This is a genomic window from Martelella alba, assembly GCF_005217455.1.
In the GTDB taxonomy this organism is placed as follows: Bacteria; Pseudomonadota; Gammaproteobacteria; order Enterobacterales; family Enterobacteriaceae; genus Acerihabitans.
Genome location: NZ_SZPQ01000023.1, coordinates 1 through 21,725, shown reverse-complemented (window position 1 = coordinate 21,725; position 21,725 = coordinate 1). Strand labels below are relative to the sequence as shown.

Below are 21,725 nucleotides of genomic sequence, written 5' to 3'. Positions count from 1 at the left end.
ATGTCAAACGGTATGCGGTATGGCGAAGGGAACTCGCCGTCCGGCAGCGGCACTGGCGGACGGCTCGATTGGCGCGCGCATTGCCGCGGCGCCGCGAGACGCGGGAAAATAACCGGGCCGAGCCGCCTTTTCATTCTGAATCGAATTGACGCGTCAGCGCTTCCAATTGCTCTTGCGCATCAAGCCAGTCGGTTTCGGCCTGTTCCAAACGGCTTCTTAAATCCGTCTGCCGTTGCAGACAGGCAGTCAATTCTCCTTTATGCGCGGGCGCATAAAGAGCCGGATCGGCCAAAGCGGTTTCAGCTTCGGTTAATGCCTCCCCCAGTGTTTCCATATTTTTTTCATGTCGGCTGATGGCTTTGCGCAACGGCTGGGTACGATTACGGAATTCCGCCTCACGCCGTTTCTGGTCTTTTCTCGACGGCGCGGAATTGGCCGTCGGCGCGGTGTCCCCAAGGCTGCTTTGAGCCGCCAAGCGTTGTTCATTCGCCAGCCATTGCTGGTAGTCCTCCAAACAGCCGGCAAACGGTTCAACCTTGCCGTCATGCACCAGATAAAAATCATCGGTGGTGGAACGCAACAGATGCCGGTCATGGGACACCACCACCAGCGCGCCGTCAAAATCAATCAAGGCTTCGGTCAATGCCTGGCGCATGTCCAGATCCAGGTGGTTGGTGGGTTCGTCGAGCAACAGCAGATTCGGCCGTTGCCAGACGATAAGCGCCAAAACCAAACGGGCTTTCTCCCCGCCGGAAAACCGTTCCGTTCGTTCAGTGACCTTGTCGCCCTGAAAACCAAAACCGCCGAGATAGTCGCGTAGCGACTGTTCATATTCCCGCGGCGCCATACGGCTCAAATGCTGCAACGGGGATTCGTCGGCCCTGAGAAATTCAAGCTGATGCTGGGCGAAATAACCGAGCTTGACGCCTTTGGCGAGACTGACGCTGCCTGATTGCGGCATCAAAGCGCCAGCCAATAATTTAATTAACGTTGATTTGCCGGCGCCATTGCGCCCCAGCAGGCCGATGCGCGAACCCGGTACCAGATTGAATTTGATCGAATCTAAAACCGTATGCTCGCCATAGCCGGCGCTGACCTTTTCCATGCTCAACAACGGATTAGGCAGATTTTCCGGAACGCGAAACTGGAAATGGAAGGGATTGTCAACATGCGCCGGCGCAATCAGCTCCATACGCTCAAGCATCTTGATGCGGCTTTGCGCTTGGCGGGATTTCGTGGCCTTGGCGCGAAAACGATCGATGTAGTGCTGTAGATGGGCCACTTTTTCCTGCTGGTGCTGATACAACGCCTGCTGCTGCGCCATTTTCGCCGCCCGTTGCTGCTCGAAGGATGAATAATTGCCGGTATATTCGTGCAATGACTGCTGTTCGATATGCAGTATCTTATTGACGATGGGATCGAGGAAGTCCCGGTCATGGGAAATCAGGATCAGCGTGCCGGCATAACTTTTCAGCCATTTTTCCAGCCAGATGACCGCATCCAGATCCAAATGGTTGGTGGGTTCGTCCAGTAACAATAAATCCGAACGGCAAAGGAGCGCCTGGGCCAGATTCAGCCGCATCCGCCAGCCGCCGGAAAAAGCGCTCACCGGCGCGTCGAACTGTTCCTGGCTAAATCCCAGACCGCTTAGCAGGCTGGCCGCGCGGGGGCGGATGGTCCAGGCGTCCGCCACATCCAGTTTGCCATGGGCCACGGCGATGGCATGGCCGTCATTTTTTTCATTGGCCGCCTGTAATTCGGATTCCAACTGACGATATTCACGATCGCCGTCGATAACATAGTCTAGGGCCGAACGATCCAGCGCGGGAGTGTCCTGATTAACCCAGGCCATGGACCAGTTGGCGGGAAAGGCGACGCTGCCCGCGTCGGCGCTGATTTCCTGTTTCAACAACGCCAGCAGCGTCGATTTGCCGCAGCCGTTTTTGCCGACCAGACCGACTTTTTGGCCCGGATTGATCGTGGCGGCGGCATTATCCAGCAGTACCCGTGTACCGCGACGAATTTGCAATGAGGTGAAAACAATCATAAAGCGCCATAGTTTGAGAATATGTTAAATTGACCTGATGGGATGCCAGCCAGGCGCACTGTCCTGGTTTCTGACTTCGCGAAGCATGGTAGCGGAAATCCCGCGCCCTGACGACGCTTTGGAGGGGAATTGATCGCACAGCCACCCAAGATCCTTTTATTGTACGCCCATCCCGAATCGCAGGATTCCGTGGCCAACCGGGTTTTGCTCCAGGCGGTATCATCGCTCGAACATGTTACCGTGCATGACCTTTATGCGCAGTATCCGGATTTTTTCGTCGATATCCATTACGAACAACAATTGCTGCGCGAGCATCAAGTGATCGTTTTCCAGCATCCGCTCTACACCTACAGTTGTCCGGCGCTACTGAAGGAATGGCTTGACCGGGTTCTCACCCGCGGTTTCGCCAGCGGCATCGGCGGCAATGCCTTAAGCGGCAAGGCGTGGCGATCGGTTATCACCACCGGCGAGCCGGAAACCGCTTATCAGCGCCTGGGTTACAACCGCTATACCATGGATGAGGTGCTGCGGCCGTTCGAGTTGACCGCGACGCTATGCCGAATGCGCTGGCTGCCGCCGCTGGTGATTTATTGGGCCAGGCGGCAATCGGCCGACATTCTCAAACGCCATGCCGACGCCTATGTTCAATGGTTGAATATGCCGCTTGAAGAAGGGGGGACGCGACGTGGATAGCAGTCCGTCATTTCTCGCCGCCGTGGTTTTATTTTTGTCCGCCGCCGTGGTGGCCGTGCCGATTGCCCAGCGTCTGGGCATCGGCGCGGTCATCGGCTACCTGGCGGCGGGTATCGCCATTGGGCCGTGGGGGCTGGGTTTTATCCGCGATGTGGACGAGATCCTGCATTTTTCCGAATTGGGCGTGGTCTTCCTGATGTTCATCATCGGGCTGGAACTGAACCCCGGCAAATTATGGGCGCTGCGGCGTTCGATCTTCGGTGTCGGCACCGCTCAACTGATTGTTACCGCTCTGCTGCTTGGCGTCGCGCTCTACCAGACCCATGCCTCATGGCAGGCGTCGCTGATAGGCGGTATTGGCTTGGCCATGTCCTCGACGGCCATCGCGTTGCAATTGATGCGTGACAAGGGCATGAATCGCAATGAGGGCGGTCAACTCGGTTTCGCGGTGCTGCTGTTTCAGGATATCGCGGTGATTCCTGCCCTGGCCCTGATCCCTTTTCTGTCGGGCGGCGGCGGCGGTCCCAGCGACTGGATGAAAATCACCATGAAAGTGGCGGCGTTTCTGGTGATGTTATTGGGCGGCCGTTTTCTGTTGAAACCGGTATTCCGTTACATCGCCGCCGCCAATGTGCGCGAGATTTTTACCGCCGCCTCGCTGCTGCTGGTGCTGGGCGCCGCGCTGTTTATGGATTTGCTTGGTTTGTCCATGGCGCTGGGTACGTTTATCGCCGGGGTATTGCTGGCGGAAAGCGAATACCGCCATGAACTGGAAATCGCCATTGAGCCGTTTAAAGGATTGCTGCTCGGCTTGTTTTTCATTTCGGTGGGCATGTCGCTGAATCTGGGCATTCTGTACGTTCACTTATTGACTGTACTGGCCGGTCTACTGGCGCTGGTGTTTATCAAGGGCGCCGTGCTGTATGCCCTGGCGCGGATTTCCGGTTTAAAACGTTCGGTCCGGCTGCAATTCGCCGGCGTGCTAAGCCAGGGCGGCGAATTCGCCTTTGTGCTGTTTTCCGCCGCCGGCGCGCTGAAAATCCTGACGCCGGATCAATTGGCGCTACTGCTGGTGACCGTTACGTTATCCATGATTGCCACGCCGCTGCTGATGAAATTAATAGACAGCATTCTGACCCGTCGTTATAACGCTTCAGAGGATAACGATGAGCAGCCCTTCGTCAACGACGACGAACCGCAAGTGATCATCGTCGGTTTCGGCCGATTCGGTCAGGTGATAGGTCGGTTACTGATGGCCAACAAGATGCGGATCACGGTTTTGGAACGGGATATCAGTGCGGTTAGCCTGATGCGCAGCTATGGTTATAAGGTGTACTACGGCGATGCCACCGAGTTGGAACTGTTGCGCGCCGCCGGGGCGGAAAAGGCGCAGGTTATCGTGGTGACCGCCAATACGCCGGAAGCCAACATGGCTATCGTACATCTGTGCCGGCAGCATTTTCCCCACCTGAAGATCCTGGCGCGCGCCCGGGGGCGGGTGGAAGCCCACGAATTGTTGCAGGCCGGGGTGACGCAATTTTCCCGCGAGACCTTTTCCAGCGCGTTGGACCTGGGCCGCAAGGCTTTACTGGAGTTGGGTATGCATCCCCACCAGGCCTACCGCGCGCAGCAGCATTTCCGTCGTCTGGATGTGCGGATGCTGCGGGAGTTAATGCCGCAACTACACGGCGATGTTTCGCAGATATCACGGGTGAAAGAAGCCCGGCGGGAGTTGGAGGATATTTTCCAGCGGGAGATGAACCAGGAAAGGCGACAGTTGAGCGGCTGGGAAGACGACGATGTACAAGGAGACAAGCCCTATGACGGTTAGACGCAAGCGTTTTATCGCCGGCGCGGTGTGTCCCGAATGTCAAAGTCGGGACACGCTGGCCATCTGGCGAGATGAACAAGATGAATTCGATAATGTGGTCTGTGTGCAATGCGGTTTTACCCAGCGGCAAACCGACAAAACAATTACCGAGAAAAAACCGGCCCCGGAGCGGATTATCGGTATTTTTCATCCCGAGTAGCGTTCCGGGCCAGGTTTTTTTAAGCTGGGGCATACATCCGGGCGTTTTTTCGCTAGAATCTGCGCCAGTCAAGTTTCAACGGTAGGAGATATCATGAAAGTTGCAAAAGACCTGGTGGTCAGTCTGGCCTATCAGGTACGTACTGAAGATGGTGTATTGGTCGATGAGTCTCCGGTGAGCGCGCCGTTGGACTACCTGCACGGCCATGGTTCGCTGATTTCCGGTCTGGAAAAAGCGCTGGACGGGCATTCCGTCGGCGATCATTTCGATGTGCATATCAGCGCCAATGACGCCTACGGTCATTATGACGATAATTTGGTTCAGCGGGTGCCAAAGGACGTCTTCATGGGCGTGGAGGAACTGGAAGTGGGCATGCGTTTCCTGGCGGAAACCGACCAGGGTCCGGTTCCCGTGGAGATTACCGAAATCGACGGCGATCATGTGGTGGTGGACGGTAACCATATGCTGGCCGGCCAAAACCTGAATTTCAATGTCGAGGTGCTGGCTGTTCGTGAAGCTACCGAGGAGGAACTGGCGCACGGGCATGTACACGGCGAGCACGACCACGAACATGAACATGGCGACGAATGTTGCGGCGGCCACGGCCATAAACATGGCGATGATTGCTGCGGCGGCCACGGCGACGGCCATGGCGGATGCGGCTGCCATTAATTGACGGCGGGGCGGCGCCATGCCTCCCGCGCCGGCGTGACGGCAGGCGGGTTCTTCCGTTGCTCGCATCGACGGTAGCGTCCGGCGGCGTGCTTACGCCCTGCGCCGGCGCGAAAAACCCGCCGCCGATATGCCGTGGCGAAAGAGTCCCTGTGTCTTAACGGCGCAGCCATGTTCGCCTGGCTATCAGGCACCGTCATGATGACATGGCAATCAGTAATGCGGTGGCGGCGTCTCTTCTGACGGCGAAGCGATATTTGAAAGCGGCTGGGCGCGCAGTTTTTCCGATAATAACCGTAATTGTTCCTGCAAGCGACTGATGTCGCGCTGGTGGGCCACCACGGTTTGGTTCAATTCTTCAATGGTCACCTCCTGGAACGCCAGACGGCCTTCCAGTAAATCCAGTCTTTGTTCCAACTGCGATAAATCCATCCTATTCTCCTTTTCGTTCCCGACGAATGGGTCACGTGCTTGCCGCCGCGATACAACTCGACGTATTTGGCGTATGTAACCCGGTCCGGACGGCATCTACTGCTTTGTTCATCGTCGGGGGTGACCCGACGTTCATTGTAACCGTAAAACCCTATCGACGCCCGGCGTAAAACGGAGAGTCGCCGGCTCTGGACGGCTGGCGCGAAAAGCGATGCCACTGGCGGCCGGCGAAGCCTGCCGGCCTTGTGGCCGCGCCAATTTGAGTGGCGCTTAGCTCCCGGCTTCCCTACAATGGAAATAGTATCAGTATTGATATCTGGAAATCAGGATTACCGGTGAAAAAAAACAATGCCAATTCGACCATCATTGATATAGCACGGCGCGCGAACGTTACCAATATCACCGTATCGCGTGTTTTTAACCAACCCCATTTAGTCAAGCCTGAAACGCGGGAAAAAATACTTACCATTGCCAAAGAACTTAATTATGTACCTAACGCATTCGCTCAGGGGCTGAAAAAAAACAGCAGTCGGATTATCGGCGTGGTGACCAGCAGCACCTACAACCCTTTTTATTCTCATCTAATTCAGACAGTTTCGCGTATCGCCAGAAATAAAGGTTATCAGATAATGCTGTTCGATACCGATGACAGTGAATCGGCCGAATCGCTGGCCATTCAGACACTGTTTAGTTATCAGGCCTGTGGTATTTTGCTATCCGCTGTGCGCGACGACAAGAATTACAGCCCTTCTTACCTGGACCTGGCCGATGTGTACCGGATTCCCTTGGTCCTTATCGACCGCGATATTTATGGCAAAAAACTGAACGGGGTCTTTCTCAACAACATTGAAATCGGTGTGCGTGCCGGACGTTTTTTAGCGGAACAGCCGGAGCAACGCCTGCTTATTGTCGGCGGGCCCGAAGATTCGGAAATTACCAAAGACCGCGTTGCGGGTATCATGGGGGCCTTGATCAATAATAATAATAAACAAGTAAAAATAATTCATGGCGGTTATAAATTTGATTCGCAGGAGCAAGTGTTGCGCGATATGTTGTCGGCCGAAGAATGTTGGCCACAATATATCGTCGGGTTGAACGGTGTTATCACATTGGGTGCCATGTCGATTTGTCATCAATTGCATATTTATGACCAAGTGAAATTTTTTTCTATTGATAAACCACCCTATTGCCAATCCTATGGACAACATATTCCTGGAATATATCACGATACGGTTTTTCTGGGGGAAAAAGCGGCGGAAATACTCTTCCGCCTAATTGAAACGTCCCCCGCCAGCCAAACATCGCTACGCGAATATGTCCCTGGGGAACTGACTGTTTAGGCGCTTATCCCATTAGGGCTATTTCACTTGCCATTTTGGCCCCGGGCCGTGCTCCCTATTCCCACATATCCCGGGTACGCGCCGGTTTCCGCGCGCTGTCCGTGTCCAAACCGGCTGCGGCTGTTTCAGTTCATTCAACAAACAAACCACCCAGACGCATTCGCTGTTCCATCCAGGTTTTGGCCTGACGAACCCGCTCGATATCGTCTTCCTTGTCCCGCGACCACATCTCCAGCAGATAGGGACCGCGATAATTTAATTGGCGCAGAGTGCGGAAAGCCTCCACAAAATCCACGCAACCGTCGCCGAAGGCAACATCACGAAACTTACCCGGTGAATCCGGCGTCACCGGCGAAGTGTCTTTGAGGTGGATGGCGGTAATTTTGCCAATACCTTTGGTCAATTCGGCCGCCACGTTATTACCCCAGGCGGTGAGGTTGCCCAGGTCCGGGTAGACGGTAAACCATGGGTTGCGGATGATATCGTCGAATTCCAGCCATTTACTGATGCTGTTGATAAATGTGGTATCCATGATCTCGATGGACAGCATGACCTGTGCTTTGGCCGCCTGTTCTACCGCCCAGCGCAAGCCGGCGAGAAACCGGTCGCGGGTATGGCGATCGGAGGGTTCGTAATACACGTCGTAACCGGCCAATTGTATATTCCGGATACCGAGATCCACCGCCAAGGCCAGTGCTTTTTCCATCAATTGGAATGCCCGCTGGCGCAAGATGGCGTCCCTGCTGCCGAACGGGAAGCGGCGATGGGCTGACAGACACATGCTGGGGACCGCCACGCCGCTGTCCAACCTCGCTTGGGTAAAAGCCAGACGTTGCCGCCTATCCCAGTCGAGACGTCGCTGCCGTTCCGGCTGTTCATCAATGGACAGCTCCAGAAACGCAAACCCCAGATCACGGACACTGTCCAGTCGTTGCGGCCATTCCAGCGAGGCCGGCAATGCTTTTTCATAAATGCCAAGGGTGACTTTGTTGCCCCATTGCCCCGCATCGTCATTCTGCATACGCCACCTCGCTTAGCGCTTTGGCGGTATCAAGGAATCGGGCCATTTGCCGGCGTAACCGGAAATGGGCGTCTTTTTGCGGCAGATAGGTTCGAACATAAGGCTGTGTCGCGGCGATGGCCTGGGCGAAGTCGGCGTAATAGCCCTGACCGACGGCGGCGCATAATGCCGCGGCGCGGCACCCGCTTTGCTGGATATCGACCACGTCCAGCGGCAGGTTACCCGCATCGGCAAACATCTGCATCCACACAGCCGAATGGGTTGGTCCGCCGGTAATACGGATACGCGCGATCTTCGGATTGAGTTTAAGAATGCGATCCTGATGCACCAGATGGGAGAATACTATTCCTTGATAAAGGGCATGAACGATATCGGCCTTATTGTGGTGGGAACGCATACCCACCAGACCGCCCGCCAGATTCAGACTGTAATTGGAACCGAACAGGTAGGGCAGGAAGATCATTTCCGTTGACTGTCCACCACGTTCCGCCACCCATTGGTCAAACCGGGCATAGGGGTCGGTCTCATCACTACAGAAATTGCGCATGAACCAGGACAGATTGGCCGCCGAAGTTGGGCTGCCTTCATGCACAAAAAATTTACCTGGTACGCAATAACTGCCCCAGACATAAGGATAGGTGGCGGGAATAATGGCGTCGGTGACGCTGGTCGCGATGGACCATGTGCCGGCCACGGCGCTCAAGATCCGATCGTCGCACACACCGGAGCAGACCGCCGACGCCACCACATCAAACAAACCGCCGTACACCGGCGTGCCCGCCGCCAGTCCGCAAGCTTGCGCCGCGGATTCGGTGACCCGCCCGGCTTGCTGCGTTGAGCCGATGACCGGCGCCGTTTTATAGCGGGCGTCGGCAATGCCGAAATCAGCCATTAATTGTGGATCATAATTGCCGTTGTATTGATTGTAGAGGTTACTGCCGGAGATATTGGTGACTTCGGCGGCGATGACGCCGGTCAGGCAGTAACGAACGTAATCGTGCGCCATCAGAACCGATGAGATACGCTGATAATTCTCCGGTTCATGGATTTTCAGCCAACGCAGTAAAGTGGCCGGGTGCGCTGTCCACAGTTGTTGCAGTCCGCGAGGATAGGTTAGCCGATCAATACCTTGTTCCCGCCAATGCCGGACCAGCGTCAGCGCTCTGGTGTCCGAGGAAATAATGCCATTGCGTACAGGCCGGCCCTGTGCATCGATAGCGTACAATCCTTTCCCGTGGGCGGAAAAACTGACGCCCAGGATATCGGCGGATTTTACCCGGCCGGTTTGGATGACTTCCCGAATAACAGCGCATACCGTCCGCCAAAGTTCATCCATATCGCGTTCGGTAAAGCCGGCACTGGGCGACAAGACATCGGCATAGCGTTCCGCCACGCCGATCTCCTCGCCTTCGGCGCTATATAACCCGGCCTTGGTGACCGTACCGCCGATGTCGATACCGAGAAAACAGGCCATAGAGCCTCCTTGAATAAGAGCAATCATTTACGTTTTTCCGCGCTGATATATATGGCGGCCAGAATAATGCCGCCCTTGATGACGTTTTGGACGTAGGGCGATACCCCAAGCAAATTCAAGCCATTATTTAGAATTCCCAACATCATGGCGCCCACCAGCGTACCGATGATGGCGCCCTTGCCGCCGGTAATGGCCGTGCCCCCCAATACCACCGCGGCAATGGCATCCAGTTCAAACCCCTCCCCGGCGTTGGGCTGGCCGCTCATCAATCGCGAGGTCAGCACCACGCCCGCCAGGGCCGCGGTGAAACCGCTGATGATATACACCAGCATTTTGTAGCGTGAGATACGGATACCGCTAAGGCGCGCGGCTTCTTCATTGCCGCCGATAGCATAGACATAGCGGCCGAACGACATGTGATTGAGCATGGCGTAGGCAATGATGTATATGCCGGCCATGATCAGAATCGGCACCTGAACGCCGGCAATCATGCCCCGACCGAAGAAGGCAAACCCATTCGGCAATCCCGAGACCGGGTAGCCGCCGGTGTAAATCAGGGCCAGCCCGCGAGCGATGCTCATGGAGGCCAGGGTTACGATAATAGGCGGCATGCGGGCATAGGCGATGCAGGCGCCATTGATGGCACCAAACGCGCCGCCAATCGCCAGACCGGCCAGCAGCGCCAGCGGCATGGGTATCCCGGTAATCATCAGGCCGGCCGCCACGGTACCGGACAACGCCATAACCGAACCCACCGACAAATCGATGCCGCCGGTAAGAATGGCGCAGGTCATACCCACGGCGATAATGGCATTGATGGATACCTGTCGCGCGACATTGGTCAGATTGTTGAATGTCAGAAAACTGCCGCTGAGAAACACCATCAGCACAAATAAGATGATAAAACCCAGAAAAGGATAAAACGCCGGGTGGCGCAGGCATTTGCGCCATTGAACGCGGCCTGAGGCCGGAACCATCACATCTTGGGAGGAAGGACTGCCGATACTACTCATAAAGAGTTCCCCGTTGCGTGTAGCATAATCGTATTCGATTCGATCTGTCCGTCCGTCAGTTCCGCCGCCACATGTCCGCCGCGAAAGACCAGTACGCGATCACATATACCAATGATTTCAGGTAGTTCGGATGAAACCATAATGATTGAAATGCCTTTCCCGGTCAGTTGCCGCATCAACTGATAGATTTCTGCTTTGGCACCCACATCAATACCGCGTGTCGGTTCGTCGAAGATAAGAATACGGCAATCGCTGTTCAGCCAACGGGCGATGACCACCTTCTGCTGATTACCGCCGCTAAGGGTATTGACTTCGGTCTCTCCGCTTGGCGTTTTGACGCCCACGATATGGATAAGTCGACGCACAATGCCCCGTTCCTTTCGCGCATTGATAAAAATGCGGGCCGCCTTTTCATGACGGTTTAGGGCAATGTTTTGCGCGACGGAAAACGGCAGCACCAAGCCTTCGCTTTTACGGTTTTCCGGCAACAGGCCGATGCCCTGTTCAAGCGCTTGGGCGGGGTCGCGCAACGTCGTGGGTTTGCCCCGCAAAAGGATCCTTTTGTGGTAGCAGGGTCGCGCGCCGATCAACGCTGAGACCAGTTCGGTCCTCCCGGAACCCACCAGGCCGGCGAAACCGAGAATTTCGCCGCGCATCAGACGGAACCCATCGGCCGGAGCGTTCTTTTTATGTTGTACTGTGGCTTCCAGCACGCAATCAGCGGGGGTATCGCCGCGTTTTTTCGGCGGGAAAGTGTTTTCCACCTTGCGACCGACCATCATACCGACCAACTGCTCGATATCGGTCGCGCCAGTGGCGACGGTACTGATATACTCGCCGTCGCGCAGCACGGTTATCCGATCACAGATCTGGAAAATTTCTTCCAGGTGATGGGAGATAAACACCATGCCGACCCCAGATTTCTTTAGATCGCGCATCACGCTGAATAAATGTTCCGCTTCGCCCGGCGTCAATGTCGCCGTGGGTTCATCCAACACCAGAATCTTGGCATTGAGTGACAGCGCCTTGGCTATTTCCACGAACTGTTGCTGCGCTACGCTTAATTGCTCCACTGGCCAATCCAGATCCAATTTCACCGCCAGTCGCTTAAGAATCTGCCTTACTTTATGACGCATGGCCTTACGATCGAGAAAACCATAACGGTTGTGAATTTCCCGATTGAGAAAAATATTTTCAACCGCATCCAGATAAGGGATAAGCGAAAATTCCTGGAAAATGATGCCAATACCGGCGTTGATGGCTTCCCGGTAACTACTGAATTTTCGTGGGCGGCCTTCCATTATGATATCGCCGTCATCTGGACGATAAATACCACATAAGATTTTTACTAATGTCGATTTCCCAGCCCCATTTTCACCGAGCAAAGCATGGATTTCGCCGTGCTCAATCGTGATATTAATTCCATTTAATGCTTTGACGCCAGGGAAAGATTTTTTGATCTGCCTCAGTTGCAATAACGATGTCATGACAGTTTCCTCGCCTGGAAATACGGCCGCAACGATTTGACGGCGGCCGGTAATATTCCGCTGGCGTTGATTTACCAGCTGAAACCTTGCGCATTGGATTTATCAATCAATTTGACATCAACCGGTATTGTCTTCGGCACATTGGCGCCCCAATACTTTGCCAATGCGATACCCAGGCCAATCCTGACCTGATCGCGGGGAAATTGCGCCGCGGTGGCGATAAAAGGCGAGTTGGGTTTAAGAATTTCTTTGATGGCTTCCGGATGGCCGTCAACGCTCACCAGTTTGACCTTGGATCCGCTGGCTTGGATGGCGGCCAGCGCGCCCACATCGTTCACGCTGAAGATACCGTTCAAATCCGGATGGGCCTGGAGCATATTTTCGGTCACCGTAAGCGCGGTGTCCCGCTCTTGTTTTCCATTTTGTTTGGTGACGATCTTGATGCCTGGGAACGTTTTCATGGCGGCTTCAAAACCCCGAACCCGATCCAGGATAGGCACTACCGGAATCCCGTCAAGGATGGCGACCTGACCTTTACCATTGAGATTTTTGCCTAAATACTGTCCGGCGAGATAACCCGCGTCGTAATTCTTGGAGCCAACGAAGGCGTCGATAGGGCCTTCGGCCTGGGCATCAATGGCAACCACCACCGCGCCGGCATTATGCGCGGACAGCACCGCGGATTGTACGCCAACCGAATCTGCTGGATTGATCAACAGAATGTCGATTTTTTTTTGCAGCATGTCCTCAATGTCATTGATTTGTTTCGAAACATCATGGCGGGCATCGGCGACGTAAATCGTCGCGCCTATATCTTTACCCGCCTGTTCCAACGCGGATTTCATTGTGACGAAATAGGGATTATTCATCTCTTGAAATGACATTCCTATAGTCAATGGTTTTGCCATGACGGTTTGACTGATAAATGAAGTCAGTGCAATACAACATACCGCAAATATTTTTTTAATCGTAGACAACATATATTCTCTCCTGTAGGGTGCGAGTTTTTTAAATAGCTGTTGGTCGATATTTTAATTGCGTAGAGGTATACACCACCTGTCATTACTGGCAGGTTTTCTCAAAGTTCTTTAAATTATTTAACTTTGCCATATATCCGCAGAGATCGGATAATGCATGTGTCTCTTTTCTTTTTACTCCTTAAAAAGTTAAAACTCTATGCCTGGAAGTATTCTGGCGCAAAACCGGCGGTCCATCCAAATAAGGCAGGGTTGCAACGGCCTCATGTCCTTATTCACCGGGATCCCCGAGCCGCCGTACAGGCTGCTCACGCACATTGCGCGAATTTCAGCGGCCGGCACGCCGGCTGAACGGACACTGGCGATAATGGCTTTGCCGATATCAACCCCAATAACATCATCCGTTATGATGGTGCGCCTAAGGGTGGATGACCACTTTGATGGAATCGGCGGAATCCGCCAGGGCAAATGCGGCATCGCACTCCTCAATGGGAAAGCTGTGGGTCACAATGCCTTCGGCGGTGATAAGCCCGCGTGCGAACAAATCGATGGCGATTTCGTAACTGTAGGGCCCAAGGTGAGCGCCGCGGATATCCAGTTCTTTGCGATCGCCGATAATTGACCAGTCGACGGTAGTTTCCTTGCCGAAAACACTGAATTCCACAAAACGCCCCAATTTGCGGATCATTTTCAAGCCTTGGGTTACGCCCACCGGCGCGCCGGTGGCTTCGATATACACATCGCAACCATAGCCATCGGTCATGTCCTTGACCATGTTGTCGACATCCTGGTTTTGGGGATTGAGAGTGATATCGGCGCCCAGTGATTTGGCCAGTTGCAACCGTTCATCAAGGGTGTCGATGACCACCAGTTTTTTTGGCGTTTTCAGCCGCGCCGCCTGCACCATGCACAAACCGAGCGGCCCGGCGCCGGCCAATACCACGACATCATTGAGCTGAATATCGGCCCGTTGCACCGTATGGATGGCGCAAGCCATCGGTTCGATAAGCGCGGCGTCTTTGTGTGAAAGGCTTTCCGGGATCTTATGGATGATGGCGCGTTCGGAGAATTTCATGTATTCCGCCATGCCGCCCTCCGCTACCTTGTGCTGAAAACCGTAGATATCATGCGTTTCGCACATCCAGTACTGGCCGGATTTGCAATAGCGGCATTCTCCGCAAGGGACGATCTGTTCGGCCAAGATCCTGTCCCCGGGTTGAATATGGAATTTCTCCGCGGCCCCGTCGCCTAATTCAACGACACGACCGTAGAATTCATGTCCCGGCACCACCGGCGTTTTAACCCAGGGGTTATCTCCCCAAAACATTTGCGCACCGCTTTTTGCCTTGCAATCGCCGGCGCAGATGCCGCAGCCATCGACTTTGATTACGACTTCTCTGGGGCCAGGCCTGGGCGTGGCAATATGTTCGAAGCGATAATCATGGGGGCCGTGACAAACCACGGCTTTCATTGTTTCCGGTAATGGGCTCATTTTCTGCTCCATAAGGTTTTTAGTCATGAATTAAGTGAATGTTGACGTTGTCATTTAAAGTGATGAAAATACGCTATAAATACAGATTTCTCCCCCGTAAAAACGTGAAATGAACACGATAACAACGGAATTTAGGCTTTGTTTCGCATGACAACGTTAACATTTTCGATAATAGTATTTCATTGAAAGAATAAAGTGAGACATCTCACATAATGTCAATCTTTCCGTTCGATTTTGTTATGTTTTTGTTGTTAGGTAGCGTGACGAAATCGGGCGCAATGCCCAGCGGGGGATGGAGAGGGCGGTGCAGGGGGTGAATGATGTTTCGCCCGACCCATGGCGAAAACGAAACTTCCTGAAGGAAAAAAAAGTCTGAGAAAGACCCGATCAGCAGGTATAGCGATTGTGTTGCATTCGCGCTCGCGGCTATGATATCGGCTTAACTTGTCATGAACCTTGGGAAGAGACAGCCCAGGCTATGGAGAAATGGATGAAATCACTGTTTAAAGTCACGTTGCTGGCTACTACGATGGCAATGGCCCTGAATACCGCTTATGTCATGGCCGAAGATGCCGCCGCCGCGCCGGCCACGGCCAATGCCGCCGCGAGCACCGCCGCCGATGCCGCGCCTGCGTCCGGCAATGCCGTTTCGGACAAATTCAAGAACAGCGACGAGCAGGCCGCTTATGCGTTGGGCGCTTCATTGGGCCGCTATATGGATAACTCACTCAAAGAACAGGAAAAGCTGGGCATCAAACTGGACAAAAATCAGTTGATTGCCGGCGTTCAGGATGCCTTCGCCGATAAGAGCAAACTGAGTGACGAAGAAATAGAAGCCACGTTGCAAAGTTTTGAAGCCAAGGTGAAAACCGCCGCCCAGGCCAAAATGGAGCAAGAGGCCAAGGACAACGCCGAGAAGGGCGATAAGTTCCGGGCTGAATTCGCTAAACAGAAAGGCGTGAAGAAAACCGCCAACGGCGTTCTTTACAAAATCGAAAAAGCCGGTACCGGCAAGGCGCCCACCGACACCGACACCGTGGTGGTCAACTACAAGGGCACCCTGGTCGACGGCACCGAATTCGACAACTCTTACAAACGCGGCGAACCACTGTCTTTCCGTCTGGACGGTGTCATCCCGGGCTGGACCGAAGGTCTGAAGGAAATCCGCAAGGGCGGCAAGATTGAATTGGTGATCCCGCCGGATCAGGCTTACGGCAAAACCGGCGTTCCGGGCATCCCCGCCAACTCCACGCTGGTGTTCGACGTCGAATTGCTGGATATCAAACCGGCCGCGCAAGAGAGTAAACCCGCGGCCAAGCCCGCCGAGAAGAGCAAAGCCGACGCGGGCGCCGCCGACAGCAAGCAATAACGCCTTTTTCGGCCCTTGCGGCGGAATTCCAGGTGTGGCAAGCCCCGGCCGGTTCCGGGGCTTGTCGTTTACCGCCCTGCCCGGTGTTTCTGCCCGTCAGGCATTCGCGTCGTCAACGGCGTTTCCCTGAACCTAATCGCGGCAACGCGGGCGCGTGTCGGTTAAAACGGCCTTAGCGGGGAGAATTGAACCTGCGCGTCATTTCGCCGGCCTGCATTAAAATCAATATCCGCCCTCTGGCGAGAGGAGTATGGTGGGACTGCACGTTGCAAAAATCTGCCCAAACACAAGGACAGTGTTTTAAGGGATTTGCTAGACTAGCGAGCATAAAACTCAACTTACGGCCGCGCTTGCCCCGGGTGTGGCGGCGGGTCGGTCTAAACGGGTGGTATTTTCACATGTCTACTTCTGCGCCAACCTCCGAATACAGTGAACTGGATGTATTGGACGAACGCCCTTACAGTCCGGTCGATCACGAAATACTCGCCTCTTACGAAGCCGTGGTGGACGGTCTGGCAATGCTTATCGGCGAGCATTGCGAAATCGTTCTGCATTCCCTGGAAGATTTGAAAAGTTCCGCGATCCGCATCGCCAATGGCGAACATACCGGCCGCAAGATAGGATCGCCTATTTCCGACCTGGCCCTGCGGATGCTGCACGACATGGCCGGTGACGACAGCAGTGTCTCGAAAGCCTATTTTACCCGGGCGAAAAACGGCGTATTGATGAAATCGGTGACTATCGCTATCCGTAACCGTGAACAACGCGTCATTGGTCTTCTGTGCATTAATATGAATCTTGATGTCCCTTTCTCGCAAATCATGAAGACCTTTATTCCGCCGGAAACCCAGGAAAGCGCCACGTCAGTGAATTTCGCCTCATCGGTGGACGACCTGGTCTCCCAAGCGCTGGAGTTCACTATCGAGGAAGTGAACGCCGATCGCAGCGTTTCCAATAACGCCAAAAATCGCCAGATTGTGCTGAACCTGTATGAGAAGGGAATCTTTGACATCAAGGACGCCATCAACCAGGTGGCCGACCGGCTTAATATCTCCAAGCACACGGTGTATCTCTATATCCGCCAGTTCAAAAGCGGCGATTTCCTGGGGCTTGAACGTTGAGTTTACGGTATTGCCTGATGGTGACGGGGCCGGCCTACGGCACCCAACAGTCCGCCAGCGCTTTGCAATTCGCCCAGGCGCTGCTGACGGCGGGACACATCATCGACAGGGTTTTTTTTTATCAGGACGGCGTGCTGAATGGCAACCTTTACACCTCGCCGGCCAGCGATGAGGCGGACATCGTGCGCGCCTGGCGGCGTTTGAGCGATGAGCACCGGGTGCCCCTGCATGTTTGCGTCGCCGCCGCCCTGCGCCGGGGTATCCTGGACGAACGGGAAGCCGGCCAACTGAACCTGTCGGGCCATACCCTGCAACCGGGCTTCGCGCTAAGCGGTCTGGGCTCGCTGGCCCAGGCGGCGGTGGAATGCGATCGGCTCATACAGTTTTAGGATATCGCCATGAAAAGCATCGCATGCGTTTTCACTCGTGGTCCCCACGGCCATGCCGCCGGTCGGGAAGGGCTGGATGCCTTACTGGCGATTTCCGCCCTGACCGAACGCGTCGGCGTATTTTTTATCGGCGACGGCGTGTTGCTGCTCTTGCCGGACCAGCAACCGGCGCGGGTACTGGCCCGTGATTTCATCGCCACCTTCGGCCTGTTGTCCATTTATGACATCGAACATTGCTATCTTTGCGCCGAGTCGCTGACCGAACGCGGTCTGGACGCGGCGGGGCGGCGAATACTGGACGCCGAGACGCTGCCGGCGCAAGCGTGGCGGCAACGGTTGCTGGAATACGATACCGTACTGACCTTCTAAGCCGGAGATCCCGTCCATGTTGTATACCTTGCGCCGCTCACCGTTCGCCTGCGATCTGGCGGCCCTGTTGCTCACAGTCCGCGCCGGCGACGACTTGCTGCTATGGCAGGACGGCGTTATCGCCGGCCTGAGAGGGACGCAGGCGCTGGCGCGACTGCTTTCCTCCCCCTTGGGGCTTTATGCGCTGGACGCCGATCTGGCCGCTCGGGGGCTGACCGCTCATTTTTCAGACAAAATCACCATTATCGACTATAATCAGCTAGTCTCGCTCACGGTCAAACAATCCCAACAGATGGCTTGGTGAGTCGGGTTTATTGTATATTTCTTGACACGTTATGCCGTCAGCCATAAAATTCTGCGTCCTCGTATTTTGCCTGTGGCAAACCGAGGCGATTTATTACGTGTTTACGAAGCAAAAAAAACCAGGAGCTTTATTGAATGGCAACAATTAACCAGCTGGTACGCAAACCACGCACCATGAAGGTTGCTAAAAGCAACGTTCCGGCGCTGGAGGCCTGCCCGCAAAAGCGTGGCGTATGTACTCGCGTATATACCACCACCCCGAAAAAACCGAACTCCGCACTGCGCAAGGTTTGCCGTGTACGCCTGACCAACGGCTTTGAAGTCACCTCCTATATCGGCGGTGAAGGCCACAACCTGCAGGAGCACTCCGTGATCCTGATTCGCGGCGGCCGCGTAAAAGACCTTCCCGGCGTGCGTTACCACACCGTTCGCGGCGCGCTCGACTGCTCTGGCGTTAAAGACCGCAAGCAGGGTCGCTCCAAGTACGGCGTGAAGAAGCCGAAGGCTTAATGGTTCTCCGTTAAGTAAGGCCAAACATTTTATATTACTAATGTCAAAGAACTCATTGAGTTTTGGACAATCCTGAATTAAGAACGGAGTTATCCCATGCCACGTCGTCGCGTCATTGGTCAACGTAAAATCCTGCCGGATCCCAAATTCGGATCCGAGCTGTTGGCGAAATTCGTCAACATCCTGATGGTGGACGGTAAAAAATCCACTGCTGAAGCAATTGTCTATACCGCGCTGGAGACCCTGGCTCAGCGTTCCGGTAAAGATCATCTGGAAGCTTTCGAAGTAGCCCTGGACAACGTGCGTCCGACTGTCGAAGTCAAATCGCGCCGCGTCGGCGGGTCTACTTATCAGGTGCCGGTAGAAGTCCGTCCGGTCCGTCGCAACGCCCTGGCGATGCGCTGGATCGTAGAAGCCGCTCGTAAACGCGGTGATAAATCTATGGCTCTGCGTCTGGCGAACGAACTTTCCGATGCGGCAGAAAACAAAGGTACTGCCGTCAAGAAACGTGAAGACGTTCACCGTATGGCAGATGCCAACAAGGCGTTCGCCCACTACCGCTGGTAACCGCCGCGGAGTAGTCATGCTCACCCAGCGGGCGGAACAGCTAAGCCCGCTCGCTTGGGTTGGCCCGAATAGAACGCCCCAGTAATCGAGGATACAAATGGCTCGTATAACACCTATTGCACGCTACCGTAATATCGGTATCAGTGCGCACATCGACGCCGGTAAGACCACCACGACGGAACGCATTCTGTTCTACACCGGTGTAAACCATAAAATCGGTGAAGTCCATGACGGCGCCGCCACTATGGACTGGATGGAACAGGAACAGGAACGCGGAATCACCATCACCTCCGCGGCCACCACCTGCTTCTGGTCCGGTATGGCCAAACAGTTCGATTCGCACCGTATCAACATCATCGACACCCCGGGGCACGTCGACTTCACCATTGAAGTCGAACGTTCCATGCGTGTGCTCGATGGCGCGGTCATGGTGTACTGTGCGGTAGGCGGTGTGCAACCTCAGTCCGAAACCGTATGGCGCCAGGCCAACAAATACAAAGTGCCGCGTATCGCGTTCGTCAACAAGATGGACCGTATGGGCGCCAACTACCTGCGTGTCGTTGAACAGTTGAAAACCCGTCTGGCCGCCAACCCGGTGCCGATTCAACTGGCCATCGGCGCGGAAGAAAAATTCACCGGCGTTGTCGACCTGGTGAAAATGAAAGCGATCAACTGGAATGAAGCCGATCAGGGCGTGACCTTCGTTTACGAAGACATTCCGGCGGACATGCTCGAGTTGGCCCAGAAATGGCATCAGCATCTGGTCGAATCCGCGGCGGAAGCCAGCGAAGAGCTGATGGACAAATACCTGGGCGGTGAGGATCTGACTGAGGAAGAAATCAAGCACGGTCTGCGCCTGCGCGTTCTGAACAACGAAATCATTCTGGTGACTTGCGGTTCCGCGTTCAAGAACAAGGGCGTACAGGCGATGCTGGATGCGGTCATCGAATATCTGCCCGCACCTACCGACGTCCCGGCGATTAACGGCGTGCTCGAAGACGGCGAAACCCATGCTGAGCGCCATTCCAGCGACACCGAGCCGTTCTCGGCGCTGGCGTTCAAAATCGCCACCGACCCCTTCGTCGGTAACCTGACGTTCTTCCGTGTGTATTCCGGGGTGGTGAATTCCGGCGATACCGTGTTGAACTCGGTGAAAGACAAACGCGAACGTTTCGGCCGTATCGTCCAGATGCACGCCAACAAGCGTGAAGAAATCAAAGAAGTGCGCGCCGGCGATATCGCGGCGGCCATCGGTCTGAAAGACGTCACCACCGGCGATACCCTGTGTGATCAGAGTGCGCCGATTATCCTGGAGCGTATGGAATTCCCCGAACCGGTTATTTCCGTCGCCGTCGAGCCGAAGACCAAGGTCGACCAGGAAAAAATGGGCCTGGCGTTGGGGCGTCTGGCGCAGGAAGACCCGTCGTTCCGCGTATGGACCGATGAGGAATCCGGCCAGACCATTATCGCCGGTATGGGCGAATTGCACCTGGAAATCCTGGTTGACCGTATGCGTCGCGAGTTTAATGTTGAAGCCAATGTGGGTAAACCGCAGGTGGCTTATCGCGAAACCATCCGCACAACCGTGGAACAGGAAGGCAAGTTTGTTCGCCAGTCCGGCGGCCGCGGCCAGTTCGGTCACGTCTGGCTGCGTATCGAGCCGATGGAGCCCGGCGGCAAGGGCTACGAGTTCCTTAATGAAATCGTCGGCGGTGTGGTGCCCAAGGAATACATCCCTGCGGTGGACAAGGGCGTGCAGGAACAGCTGAAAAACGGCGTTCTGGCTGGTTACCCCGTTGTAGACGTCCGCGTCGCGGCTTACGATGGTTCCTACCATGAAGTCGACTCCTCGGAAATGGCGTTCAAGATCGCCGCTTCCATGGCGTTCAAGGAAGGCTTCATGAAGGCCAAGCCGGTCCTGCTGGAGCCTATCATGAAAGTGGAAGTCGAAACGCCTGAAGATTACATGGGCGACGTGATCGGCGACCTTAATCGTCGTCGCGGCATGATCGACGGTATGGAAGATACGGCGACCGGCAAAACGGTTCGTGCGCAGGTCCCCTTGTCTGAAATGTTTGGTTATGCTACAGATCTGCGTTCACAGACTCAGGGCCGTGCTTCTTACTCCATGGAGTTCCTGAAGTACAATGAAGCACCGAACAATGTTGCTCAGGCCATTATCGAAGCCCGCAGAGCGAAATAAGCTTTAGGGTGTAAAATTAATATCCGTGCCCTCACCCTCTGGAGAGGGCATAAGAGTAAGGAATATAGCCGTGTCTAAAGAAAAGTTTCAACGTACCAAACCGCATGTCAACGTAGGCACCATCGGCCACGTCGACCATGGTAAAACGACCCTGACCGCCGCCATCACCGCTGTACTGGCCAAGACCTACGGCGGTACTGCCCGCGCCTTCGATCA

22 protein-coding genes are annotated in these 21,725 nt (G+C 54.8%); 14 read left to right on the top strand and 8 right to left on the bottom strand.

Annotation, left to right across the window (positions count from 1 at the left end):
• Positions 1-130: 130 nt before the first annotated feature.
• A complete protein-coding gene (locus FCN80_RS15745; RefSeq protein ID WP_136991126.1) occupies positions 131-2,047 on the bottom strand; it encodes an ABC transporter ATP-binding protein in 1,917 nt (638 codons plus the stop codon).
• A gap of 129 nt (positions 2,048-2,176) precedes the next feature.
• Between FCN80_RS15745 and kefG the strand changes: the two genes are divergently transcribed.
• The 4 genes from kefG to slyD all read left to right on the top strand — a co-directional run bounded on the left by kefG (position 2,177) and on the right by slyD (position 5,442).
• On the top strand, positions 2,177-2,740 hold the full coding sequence (gene kefG / locus FCN80_RS15740; protein ID WP_136991125.1) for a glutathione-regulated potassium-efflux system ancillary protein KefG: 564 nt from the start codon (positions 2,177-2,179) through the stop codon (positions 2,738-2,740).
• Complete coding sequence (gene kefB, locus FCN80_RS15735; RefSeq protein WP_136991124.1) at positions 2,733-4,571, top strand: glutathione-regulated potassium-efflux system protein KefB; 1,839 nt, start codon at positions 2,733-2,735, stop codon at positions 4,569-4,571. Before kefG ends, kefB begins: the two co-directional genes overlap by 8 nt.
• Entirely contained in the window at positions 4,561-4,770 is a 210-nt protein-coding gene (locus FCN80_RS15730; protein WP_136991123.1) for a YheV family putative zinc ribbon protein, read from the top strand. Before kefB ends, FCN80_RS15730 begins: the two co-directional genes overlap by 11 nt.
• Positions 4,771-4,863: 93 nt before the next feature.
• The gene (gene slyD / locus FCN80_RS15725) at positions 4,864-5,442 is read left to right on the top strand and encodes a peptidylprolyl isomerase (RefSeq protein ID WP_136991122.1); all 579 of its coding nucleotides are present in this window, start codon (positions 4,864-4,866) and stop codon (positions 5,440-5,442) included.
• 213 nt (positions 5,443-5,655) lie between these two features.
• On the opposite strand, the gene FCN80_RS15720 is transcribed toward slyD, so the two are convergent.
• Positions 5,656-5,874: a protein SlyX gene (locus FCN80_RS15720; RefSeq protein ID WP_136991121.1), complete on the bottom strand. Its 219-nt coding sequence runs from the start codon at positions 5,872-5,874 to the stop codon at positions 5,656-5,658.
• Between the two features lie 335 nt (positions 5,875-6,209).
• Between FCN80_RS15720 and FCN80_RS15715 the strand changes: the two genes are divergently transcribed.
• Positions 6,210-7,214 carry a LacI family DNA-binding transcriptional regulator gene (locus FCN80_RS15715; protein WP_136991120.1) on the top strand — a complete coding sequence of 335 codons (1,005 nt, stop codon included), beginning with the start codon at positions 6,210-6,212 and terminating at the stop codon, positions 7,212-7,214.
• Between the two features lie 130 nt (positions 7,215-7,344).
• Here FCN80_RS15715 and FCN80_RS15710 read toward each other — a convergent pair whose 3' ends face one another.
• The 6 genes from FCN80_RS15710 to FCN80_RS15680 all read right to left on the bottom strand — a co-directional run bounded on the left by FCN80_RS15710 (position 7,345) and on the right by FCN80_RS15680 (position 14,678).
• A complete protein-coding gene (locus FCN80_RS15710) occupies positions 7,345-8,235 on the bottom strand; it encodes an L-ribulose-5-phosphate 3-epimerase (protein WP_136991119.1) in 891 nt (296 codons plus the stop codon).
• A complete protein-coding gene (locus FCN80_RS15705) occupies positions 8,225-9,709 on the bottom strand; it encodes an FGGY-family carbohydrate kinase (protein ID WP_136991118.1) in 1,485 nt (494 codons plus the stop codon). The genes FCN80_RS15710 and FCN80_RS15705 overlap by 11 nt, the downstream gene beginning before the upstream one ends.
• Positions 9,710-9,732: 23 nt before the next feature.
• Positions 9,733-10,722: an ABC transporter permease gene (locus FCN80_RS15700; protein WP_136991117.1), complete on the bottom strand. Its 990-nt coding sequence runs from the start codon at positions 10,720-10,722 to the stop codon at positions 9,733-9,735.
• Positions 10,719-12,209 (bottom strand): sugar ABC transporter ATP-binding protein, encoded by a 1,491-nt coding sequence (locus tag FCN80_RS15695; protein WP_136991116.1) that lies wholly within the window; start codon positions 12,207-12,209, stop codon positions 10,719-10,721. The genes FCN80_RS15700 and FCN80_RS15695 overlap by 4 nt, the downstream gene beginning before the upstream one ends.
• Positions 12,210-12,280: 71 nt before the next feature.
• Positions 12,281-13,093, bottom strand: a complete 813-nt coding sequence (locus tag FCN80_RS15690) for an ABC transporter substrate-binding protein (RefSeq protein WP_230492707.1) — start codon at positions 13,091-13,093, stop codon at positions 12,281-12,283.
• Between the two features lie 511 nt (positions 13,094-13,604).
• Positions 13,605-14,678, bottom strand: a complete 1,074-nt coding sequence (locus FCN80_RS15680; protein ID WP_136991113.1) for a zinc-binding dehydrogenase — start codon at positions 14,676-14,678, stop codon at positions 13,605-13,607.
• 490 nt (positions 14,679-15,168) lie between these two features.
• On the opposite strand from FCN80_RS15680, the gene fkpA reads away from it, so the two are divergent.
• The 9 genes from fkpA to FCN80_RS15635 form a co-directional block, all read left to right on the top strand.
• Positions 15,169-16,047 carry an FKBP-type peptidyl-prolyl cis-trans isomerase gene (fkpA, locus tag FCN80_RS15675; RefSeq protein WP_136991112.1) on the top strand — a complete coding sequence of 293 codons (879 nt, stop codon included), beginning with the start codon at positions 15,169-15,171 and terminating at the stop codon, positions 16,045-16,047.
• A 398-nt stretch (positions 16,048-16,445) separates the two neighbouring features.
• Positions 16,446-17,168 carry a helix-turn-helix transcriptional regulator gene (locus tag FCN80_RS15670; protein ID WP_136991111.1) on the top strand — a complete coding sequence of 241 codons (723 nt, stop codon included), beginning with the start codon at positions 16,446-16,448 and terminating at the stop codon, positions 17,166-17,168.
• Entirely contained in the window at positions 17,165-17,557 is a 393-nt protein-coding gene (tusD, locus tag FCN80_RS15665; protein ID WP_306767886.1) for a sulfurtransferase complex subunit TusD, read from the top strand. Before FCN80_RS15670 ends, tusD begins: the two co-directional genes overlap by 4 nt.
• Positions 17,558-17,566: 9 nt before the next feature.
• Positions 17,567-17,926, top strand: a complete 360-nt coding sequence (gene tusC / locus FCN80_RS15660) for a sulfurtransferase complex subunit TusC (RefSeq protein ID WP_136991109.1) — start codon at positions 17,567-17,569, stop codon at positions 17,924-17,926.
• A 16-nt stretch (positions 17,927-17,942) separates the two neighbouring features.
• The gene (gene tusB, locus FCN80_RS15655; RefSeq protein WP_136991108.1) at positions 17,943-18,230 is read left to right on the top strand and encodes a sulfurtransferase complex subunit TusB; all 288 of its coding nucleotides are present in this window, start codon (positions 17,943-17,945) and stop codon (positions 18,228-18,230) included.
• Between the two features lie 134 nt (positions 18,231-18,364).
• Positions 18,365-18,739: a 30S ribosomal protein S12 gene (gene rpsL / locus FCN80_RS15650; RefSeq protein WP_132923669.1), complete on the top strand. Its 375-nt coding sequence runs from the start codon at positions 18,365-18,367 to the stop codon at positions 18,737-18,739.
• Positions 18,740-18,835: 96 nt separating this feature from the next.
• Complete coding sequence (gene rpsG, locus FCN80_RS15645; protein ID WP_136991107.1) at positions 18,836-19,306, top strand: 30S ribosomal protein S7; 471 nt, start codon at positions 18,836-18,838, stop codon at positions 19,304-19,306.
• Between the two features lie 97 nt (positions 19,307-19,403).
• Positions 19,404-21,509 (top strand): elongation factor G, encoded by a 2,106-nt coding sequence (gene fusA / locus FCN80_RS15640; protein WP_136991106.1) that lies wholly within the window; start codon positions 19,404-19,406, stop codon positions 21,507-21,509.
• 70 nt (positions 21,510-21,579) lie between these two features.
• Positions 21,580-21,725: GTP-binding protein (locus FCN80_RS15635; protein WP_230492553.1), on the top strand; the 146-nt coding region annotated here is incomplete at its 3' end.